Origin of the sequence: Mycobacterium sp. (genome assembly GCF_044370595.1) — a bacterium.
Classification (GTDB): Bacteria; Actinomycetota; Actinomycetes; order Mycobacteriales; family Mycobacteriaceae; genus Mycobacterium.
Window position 1 is genome coordinate 1 of record NZ_JBILVF010000158.1, and the last position, 7,703, is coordinate 7,703.

Annotated in this window: 5 protein-coding genes and 1 pseudogene; 2 read left to right on the forward strand and 4 right to left on the reverse strand. The window is 70.7% G+C overall.

Annotation, left to right across the window (positions count from 1 at the left end; genetic code table 11):
* The 4 genes from ADBZ5N_RS15875 to ADBZ5N_RS15890 all read right to left on the reverse strand — a co-directional run.
* On the reverse strand, nt 1–717 hold a 717-nt coding region (locus ADBZ5N_RS15875; RefSeq protein WP_526259038.1), incomplete at its 3' end, for an Rv0964c family protein.
* 3 nt (nt 718–720) lie between these two features.
* Complete coding sequence (locus ADBZ5N_RS15880; RefSeq protein ID WP_526259040.1) at nt 721–1,005, reverse strand: WXG100 family type VII secretion target; 285 nt, start codon at nt 1,003–1,005, stop codon at nt 721–723.
* Nucleotides 1,006–1,138: 133 nt separating this feature from the next.
* Complete coding sequence (locus tag ADBZ5N_RS15885; protein WP_526259042.1) at nt 1,139–4,114, reverse strand: UPF0182 family membrane protein; 2,976 nt, start codon at nt 4,112–4,114, stop codon at nt 1,139–1,141.
* A 50-nt stretch (nt 4,115–4,164) separates the two neighbouring features.
* The gene (locus tag ADBZ5N_RS15890; protein WP_526259044.1) at nt 4,165–5,187 is read right to left on the reverse strand and encodes a YlbL family protein; all 1,023 of its coding nucleotides are present in this window, start codon (nt 5,185–5,187) and stop codon (nt 4,165–4,167) included.
* 33 nt (nt 5,188–5,220) lie between these two features.
* Here ADBZ5N_RS15890 and ADBZ5N_RS15895 point away from each other — a divergent pair, with 33 nt between their 5' ends.
* Entirely contained in the window at nt 5,221–6,639 is a 1,419-nt protein-coding gene (locus ADBZ5N_RS15895) for a zinc-dependent metalloprotease (RefSeq protein ID WP_526259046.1), read from the forward strand.
* 35 nt (nt 6,640–6,674) lie between these two features.
* Nucleotides 6,675–7,514: pseudogene (locus ADBZ5N_RS15900) on the forward strand (bacteriocin biosynthesis cyclodehydratase domain-containing protein); the annotation flags it as partial.
* Nucleotides 7,515–7,703: the final 189 nt, after the last annotated feature.

Consider the following 7,703-nt stretch of genomic DNA (forward strand, 5'->3'; position numbering starts at 1 on the left):
CGAGCCGGAGGCCCGGGCGGCGGCCAACGCAGCGGCCAGGTGTCGGCGGTTGTAGTGGTCGCTGCCGGGATCACCCGGCGAGCCGGTCGGCATGCCGGGGTGGTTGCCGATCGCCGGGTCCCGGCGATACAGCTCATCGCGCTGCGCGGCCGACAACCGCACCCAGCGGTCGTGGAACTGTGTCGGGTCCTCAAGAAGCGACCCGCCCAGCGGCGCGCCCGCCTGCCCGGGGCTGGGCAGCGTCGCCACCGGCGCCCCGTCGACGCTCAGCGCGGACGCCAGCTCGGCGTCGATCGAATTGGCCTCGGCCACAATGCTGTTCAGCCGGGTCTGCAGCATCCCCGCGGCGACCTCATTGCCCGGCCGCTGCCCGACGATCCGGTTGCCCGGCAGGTCCACGGCCAGGCCGCATGCTGCGGCCTCATCCTGCAGCCGGAACAGGTCGGTGCGCAGCGCCTCGATGCGCTCAGCGGCCCGGCGCACCGCCTGCCCGACCAGCAGTGCCTCTCCTGCCGCGGCGTCCAGGTCGCGGCGGGTGCGGGCGATGGCCTCGGCGGCCGCGGTGGCCGCCCGCCCGCCCCAGCTGGTCAGGCACGGCAGGCCGGCCAGTCCGTCGGCGGCGTCGAAGGCGGCCTGGGCGCGGGCCTGCGCGGCGGCGGCCACCTCCCGGACCTCACCGGGATCCCAGCGGGCGAAGTCGGCGGCACTCAGCGTCACCGCTCAGCCCAATGCCGCCGCGGCGCGCTGCTCATGCTCGGTGAGCCCGGCGGCGCTGAGGTGCAGGGCCGCGGCGTGGTCACGCAACCGGGTCAGCAACGCCTCGGTGCTCGCGGCCCACCGGTCGGCGAGCGCCCCCAGTGCGGCGGCGGATTGGCCCCGCCAGCCGGCCGCGGCGGCGTCGATGCGGCCGTCGGCGGCCAGGTGCCCGGCGGCGAGGTCCTCACCGCAGGCGGTGACGGCGACACCGGAGGCCACCAGATCGGTGACGTCGACCTCAACGGACACGGTCAGCCTTGAGCGTCATCCACGACCCCTTCAGAGCAGCTGCGTCATAGATAACAGCGAACCCTGAAGGGCGCCAGTCACCCTGTGGGGAGCCCTATTTGGCTGCCCTGTTTGGCTGGACTATTTGCCTGCCCTATTTAGCCGAGTCGAACTTGCCCATCGCCTCGTCGAGGCGCTGCAGCGCCGCCCCGTACTGGGCGAAGTTGCCGCTGCGCTGCGCCTCGCGCACCGCACCGAGAGCCGTCTGCACCTCCTGCAGCGCGGCGGCTTTGGCCCCGGAGAGGTTCAACCCGCCCGGGGGCACCACGGCCACCGGTGGCGTAGGCACCTCGACGGCCTGGGCCTTCTGCTCCCCGTCAGCCGGCGGCTTGGCGGCGGGGCCGTCGGTGGGGGCCGGGCCGGCCGCGGTGGCCCCCGCGCCGGAGCCGAAGATGCCGTCGAGGGCCTGGCTGACCGTCGGGCCGTAGCCCACCTTGTCGTTGTAGAGCATCGCCACCCGGATCAGGCGCGGGTAGCTCGACGCGGCGTCGCTGGCCCCCGGCGAGGCGTACACCGGCGCCACGTACAGCAGACCGCCCTGGCCCACCGGCAGCGTGAGCAGGTTGCCCCACCGGATCCGGTTCTGGTTGTCCCGGCCGATGACGCCGAGGTCCTGGGACACCGCGGTGTCGGTGGAGATCGCGTTGAACGCCAGCTTGGGGCCGTTGACCTGACCGGGGATGGTCAGCACGGTGATCTTGCCGTAGGTGTCCGGATCCGAGCTGGCCGAGATGTAGGCGGCCAGGAAGTCCCGGCGGAACCGGTTCATCGCACTCGTCAGCTGGAAGGAGCTCGAATTGTCGTTCTTGGCAAGGTCTTTGGCCACGATGTAGTACGGCGGCTGGAAGCTGCTGGCGGTGGGGTTGGGGTCCAGCGGCACATCCCAGAAGTCCGACGTGGAGAAGAACGTCACCGGGTCGTCGACGTGGTACTTGGCCAGCAGCGCGCGCTGCACCTTGAACAGGTCCTCGGGGTAGCGAAGGTGCGAGGCCAACTCCGAGGTGATGTCGCTCTTGGGCTTGATGGTGCCGGGGAAGGTCTTCATCCACGCCGCCAGCACCGGGTCGGCCTCGTCCTGGGCATACAGCGTCACGGTGCCGTCGTAGGCGTCGACGGTGGCTTTCACCGAGTTGCGGATGTAGGACACCTTCTTGTCCGGGCGCAGCCGGTTGATGGCCACCTCGGTGGAGTCGGCGGTGGCCGAGGACAACGACGTCAACTCCGAGTACGGGTAGTTGTCCAGGGTGGTGTAGCCGTCGATGATCCACACCATCCGCTTGTTCACGATCGCCGGGTACACCGAGGAGTCGGTGGTCAGCCACGGCGCCACGGCCTTGACCCGCTCTGCGGGGTCGCGGTTGAACAGGATCTTGGAGTTCGCGCCGATCACGTTGGAGAACAGGAAGTTCCGCTCGGCGAACTTCGCGCCGAACACCAGCTTGGCCAGCCAGTTGCCGACCGGCACCCCGCCCACCCCGGAGTAGGTGTAGTTCTTGGTCTCGGTGTTGGTCTCGTAGTCGTACTCGCGGTCGTCGCCGTTCTTGCCGACGATCGCGTAGTCGTTGGGCGCCGAGGCGATCACCGGGCCGAAGTAGATCCGCGGCTGGTCCAACGGTGCGGGTCCGGGTGAGACGACGCTGCCGTTGGCGCCGACCACCGACGCCAGGAACTCGGGGTAGCCGCCGCTCTGGTTGGGGTCGTTGGCCACCCCGCGCACGGTGTTGGCCGGGGAGGCGATGAACCCGTTGCCGTGGGTGAACACGGTGTGCCGGTTGATCCAGTCGCGCTGGTTGTCGATCAGCCGGGCCGGGTTGAGTTCCCGGGCGGCCACCACGAAGTCGCGCAAGGACCCGTTGCGGTCCGGGTAGCGGTCGATGGCCAGCTGCTCGGGGAAGAAGTAGAAGTTCTTGCCCTGCTGGAACTGGGTGAACGCCGGGCTGACGACGTTGGGGTCCAGCAGCCGGATGTTGGAGGTGGTGGCCCGGTCGGCGGCCACCTGCTGGGCGCCCATCGGGGAGTTGCCGCCGTAGTCGCGGTAGGTGACGACGTCCTCGGTCAGCCCGTAGGCCTGCCGGGTGGCGGTGATGGAGCGCTTGATGTATTCGCTTTCCTTCTGCGCCGCATTGGGTTTGACACTGAACTGCTCGACGATCATCGGCCAGCCCGCGCCGATCACCACCGAGCTGAGCAGCAGCAGCACCAGGCCGATCGCCGGGATGCGCAGATCACGCAGGAACAGCGCGGAGAACACCGCGGCCGCGCAGATCAGCGCGATCGCCAGCAGGATCAGCTTGGCCGGCATGACGGCGTTGATGTCGGTGTAGCCGGCACCGGTGAACGGTTTGGCCATCCGGGTGTGGGAGAGCAGTTCGAAGCGGTCCAGCCAGTAGGCGACCGCCTTGAGCAGCACCAGCACCCCGAGCAGGCTGATCAGCTGGATACGGGCCGCCCGGCTGATCGCACCGGTGCCGGCGGCCAGCCGGATGCCGCCGAAGATGTAGTGCGTCACCAGGCTGGCCATGAACGCCAGGAACAGCGACACGAACAGCAGGCTCAGCAGCAGCCGGTAGAACGGCAGGTCGAAGGCGTAGAAGCCGAGGTCCTTGCCGAACTGCGGGTCGGTGGTGCCGAAGTCCCCGCCGTGCAGGAACAGCTGAACCCGCGGCCAGTAGCTCTGCGCCACCAGGCCGGCCATCAGGCCGATCGCCACGGGCACCCCGAGGCCGAACCCCTTGAGCTTGCTCAGCACCGCCGTCCGGTAGCGGGCCACCGGGTCGTTGGGTCCGGTGGTCGGCACGAACACCGGCCGGGTGCGGTAGGCCAGCGCCAGCGCGGCGAACACGATGGCCCCGACGAGCAGGGCGGCGACCAGGAACACGATCAGCCGGGTGACCAGCACGGTGGTGAACACCGAGCGGTAGCCCAGTTCGCCGAACCACAGCCAGTTGACGTAGGTGTCGATGAAGCGGGGGCCGATCATCAAGATCGCGACGACGGCGATGGCGACCGTGACCATCAGACGGCTGCGACGGGTCAAAGCCGGCATCCGCGCCGGGGGTCGGACGCTCACTGTTCCCCTTTACCTGGCCATCCGGAATTCACGGCCACAACTCTACGCAACTAGCAGACCGGCGGCTTGCCGCCCGAGGTCAGCGTCTTGAGTGCCTCGATGGTCTGCTGCAGGGTCTCGGATTTGATCAGTTCCATGGTGTTGCCGCGCACCGTGCGGGCCTCGTCGCAATTGTCGGCGGGCACCAGGAACACCGTCGCCCCGACTTTCTGGGCGGTGACCATCTTGTGGGTGATGCCGCCGATCGGGCCGATGGCGCCGTCGGGGGTGATGCTGCCGGTGCCGGCGACGAACTTGCCGCCGTTGATGTCGCCGGTGGTCAGCTTGTCCACCGCGGCCAGGCTGAATACCAGCCCGGCTGACGGCCCGCCGATGTTGGCCAGGTTGAAGTCGATGGTGAACGGCGCGAACGGGGCGTCCTGCACGGCGATGCCCAGATAGCCGTAGTCGCGGTCGTCGTTTTTACCCAGGGTGATGCGGGCGGAGCCGTCCGAGCCGCCGCGGCGGCGGTAGTCCAGGACGATCTCCTGGCCGGGTTTGGTGGTCTTCATCAGCGCGGTGAACGCCTCGATGTCGGCGACCTTGGTGCCGTCGACGGCGACGACGCCGTCCCCGGACTGCAGCTTGCCGACCGACGGGCCCGGGTCGTTGACGCTCTCCACCGTCACGACCTTGGGGTACTTCAGGTAGTTCAGCGCGGCGTACTCGGCGTTGTCCTCGGAGCGCTGGAAGTCCGCGCTCTGGGATTTCTTGATGTCGTCGCGGGAGCGCTCCGGCGGGAACACCAGATCACGCGGGACCAGCTGGTCATCCCCGGAGGCCCAGAACGCCAGCGCCTGGGCCAGGGTCAGGCCGTCGCGCTGGGAGACGGTGGTCATGTTGAGGTTCCCGGAGGTGGGTTTGACCTCCGTGCCCTCGATGGCCACCACCTGCTTGCCCTCCACCTCGCCGAGGGTGTTGAACGTCGGACCCGGGCCCAGCGCCACGTAGGGCACCGGCACCGCGGCCAGCAGCACGCCGAACACCACGATGGGCGCCATCGCCACGATCAGCGTCGTCATCCGCCTGTTCACGCCGCCCACAGTAGCGGCGGTACCGTGGACGCTATGTCTGACCTGCCCTTCGGGTTCTCCCCCGGCGACGATCCCGACCGCGACAAGGCTGAGCGGGCCGATCAGGGCCGAGGCCGGGACAAAGACCCCGCCGGCAACGACCCGTTCGGGTTCGGCGGCGGCGACTTCAGCAGCGTCGATCTGGGGCAGATCTTCTCCAAGCTCGGCCAGATGTTCAGCGGCGCCGGCAGCGCGATGGCCGGCGGCAAGGGCGGGGCGGTGAATTACGAGCTGGCCCGCAAGCTGGCGTCGAGTTCCATCGGGTTCTCTGCCCCGGTGTCGGAGTCCACCACCAAGGCCGTCGCCGACGCGGTGCACCTGGCCGACACCTGGCTGGACGGCGCCACCGCGCTGCCGGCCGGGGTGACCAAGGCCGCGGCGTGGACCCCGCAGGACTGGGTGGACAACACCCTGGCCACCTGGAAGCGGCTGTGCGACCCGATGGCCGAACAGGTTTCGACGGTGTGGACCTCCAGCTTGCCCGAGGAGGCCCGCGCGATGGCCGGGCCGCTGATGGCGATGATGACCCAGATGGGGTCGATGGCGTTCGGTTCGCAGTTGGGGCAGGCGCTGGGCCGGCTGTCCAAGGAGGTGTTGACCTCCACCGACATCGGGCTGCCGCTGGGGCCGACGGGGACCGCGGCGCTGATGCCGGCGGCCATCGAGGAGGTCTCCGCCGGACTCGAGCAGCCGCGCAGCGAGATCCTGACCTTCCTGGCCGCCCGGGAAGCCGCCCATCACCGGTTGTTCAGTCACGTTCCGTGGCTGTCGAGCCAGCTGATGGGGGCCGTGGAGGCCTACGCCAAGGGCATGAAGGTCGACATGAGCGGTATCGAGCAGATGGCGGCCGGGTTCGACCCGACCTCGCTGACCGACCCGTCGAAGATGGAAGAGCTTCTCTCCCAGGCTCAAATGGAGGGGGGCATGTTCGAACCCAAGGCCACCCCGGAGCAGACAGCGGCGCTGGAGCGGCTGGAGACCCTGCTGGCGCTGGTCGAGGGCTGGGTGTCCACGGTGGTCAGCGCCGCCCTGGGGGACCGGATCCCCGGCACGGTGGCGCTCTCGGAGATGCTGCGCCGACGGCGGGCCACCGGCGGGCCGGCCGAGCAGACCTTCGCCACCCTGCTGGGCCTGGAGTTGCGGCCCCGCAAGATGCGCGAGGCCGCGGTGCTGTGGGAGCGGCTGACCGAGGCCGCCGGGATCGACGCCCGCGACGCGGTGTGGCAGCACCCCGACCTGGTGCCGTCGGCGGCCGATCTGGACGAGCCGGCCGGGTTCATCGACCGGGTGATCGGCGGGGACGTCAGCGGCATCGACATCGACGCGGCGATCGCCCAGTTCGAGAAGGACCTCTCCGGCTCCCCCGACAGTGACCGCAAGCCCGGTGAGGCCGAGGGGCCTGTGGATAGCTGAGTCGACGCGGCCGCCGCCGGTGGCACAGTCACCGGATGCGGTATGCGCTCGACCCGGCGATGCCGGTGCTGCTGCGGCCCGACGGTGCCGTACAGATCGGCTGGGACCCGCACCGCGCGGTGCTGGTCCGCCCACCCCGCGGCCTGTCCCCCGGCGGGCTGGCCGCGCTGCTGCGGGAGATGGCTGCGCCGATGAGCGCCGCAGAGCTGCGCCGGCTGGCCCGCGGTCGCGGGCTGCGCGAGCCCGCCGAGTTGGATGGCGTTCTGGCCGAACTAGTTTCGGCGGGGGTGGTGCAGCCGGCGGGGCTGGTGCGCGCCTGCGCGCGGGCGCTGTCCATCCGGGTGCACGGCGGCGGGCCGCTGTCGGATCTGCTGGCCGACGGGCTGCGCTGTTCGGGGGCGCGGGTGAGCCGCAGCAGCCATGCCGCCGGGGTGGTGGCCGGGGTGGACCTGGTGGTGCTGGCCGACGCGCTGGCCGCTGACCCGCGGTTGGTGCGCGAACTGCACGCCGCCGGGGTGCCGCACCTGCCGGTCCGGATGCGCGACGGCGCCGGGCTGGTGGGGCCGCTGGTGATCCCGGGGGTGAGCAGCTGTCTGTGTTGTGTGGACCTGCACCGCACCGACCGCGACCCGGCCTGGCCGGCGTTGGCCGCGCAGCTGCGCGACGTGGTCGGGGTGGCCGACCGGGCCGCGGTGCTGGCCACCGCCGGGCTGGCGATGGGCCAGCTGCAGCAGATCATCGCCGGGGTGCACGCCGCTGCGCCGGGCGTTTCGCATGCGCCGCCGCCGGCCACGCTGAACACCACCCTGGAGGTCGACATCGCGGTGCAGAGCATCCGGGCCCGGCGCTGGCCGCGGCATCCGCTATGCGGGTGTTGGCCCGGGCTGGCCGGTCGGGCCGCTCCCGCAGGCCGGGCTGCCCCCGTCGCTGCCCCCGGTGCTGCCCCCGGCGCTCCCCTCGTCGCTCCCCCCGTCGGCCCCCCGGCCGGGCCGCCCCCGCACCCGGGCGGTAGTGACCTGCGCCCACCTTCGCGCGACAACCTCCCAGAGGGGGACGGCGAATGA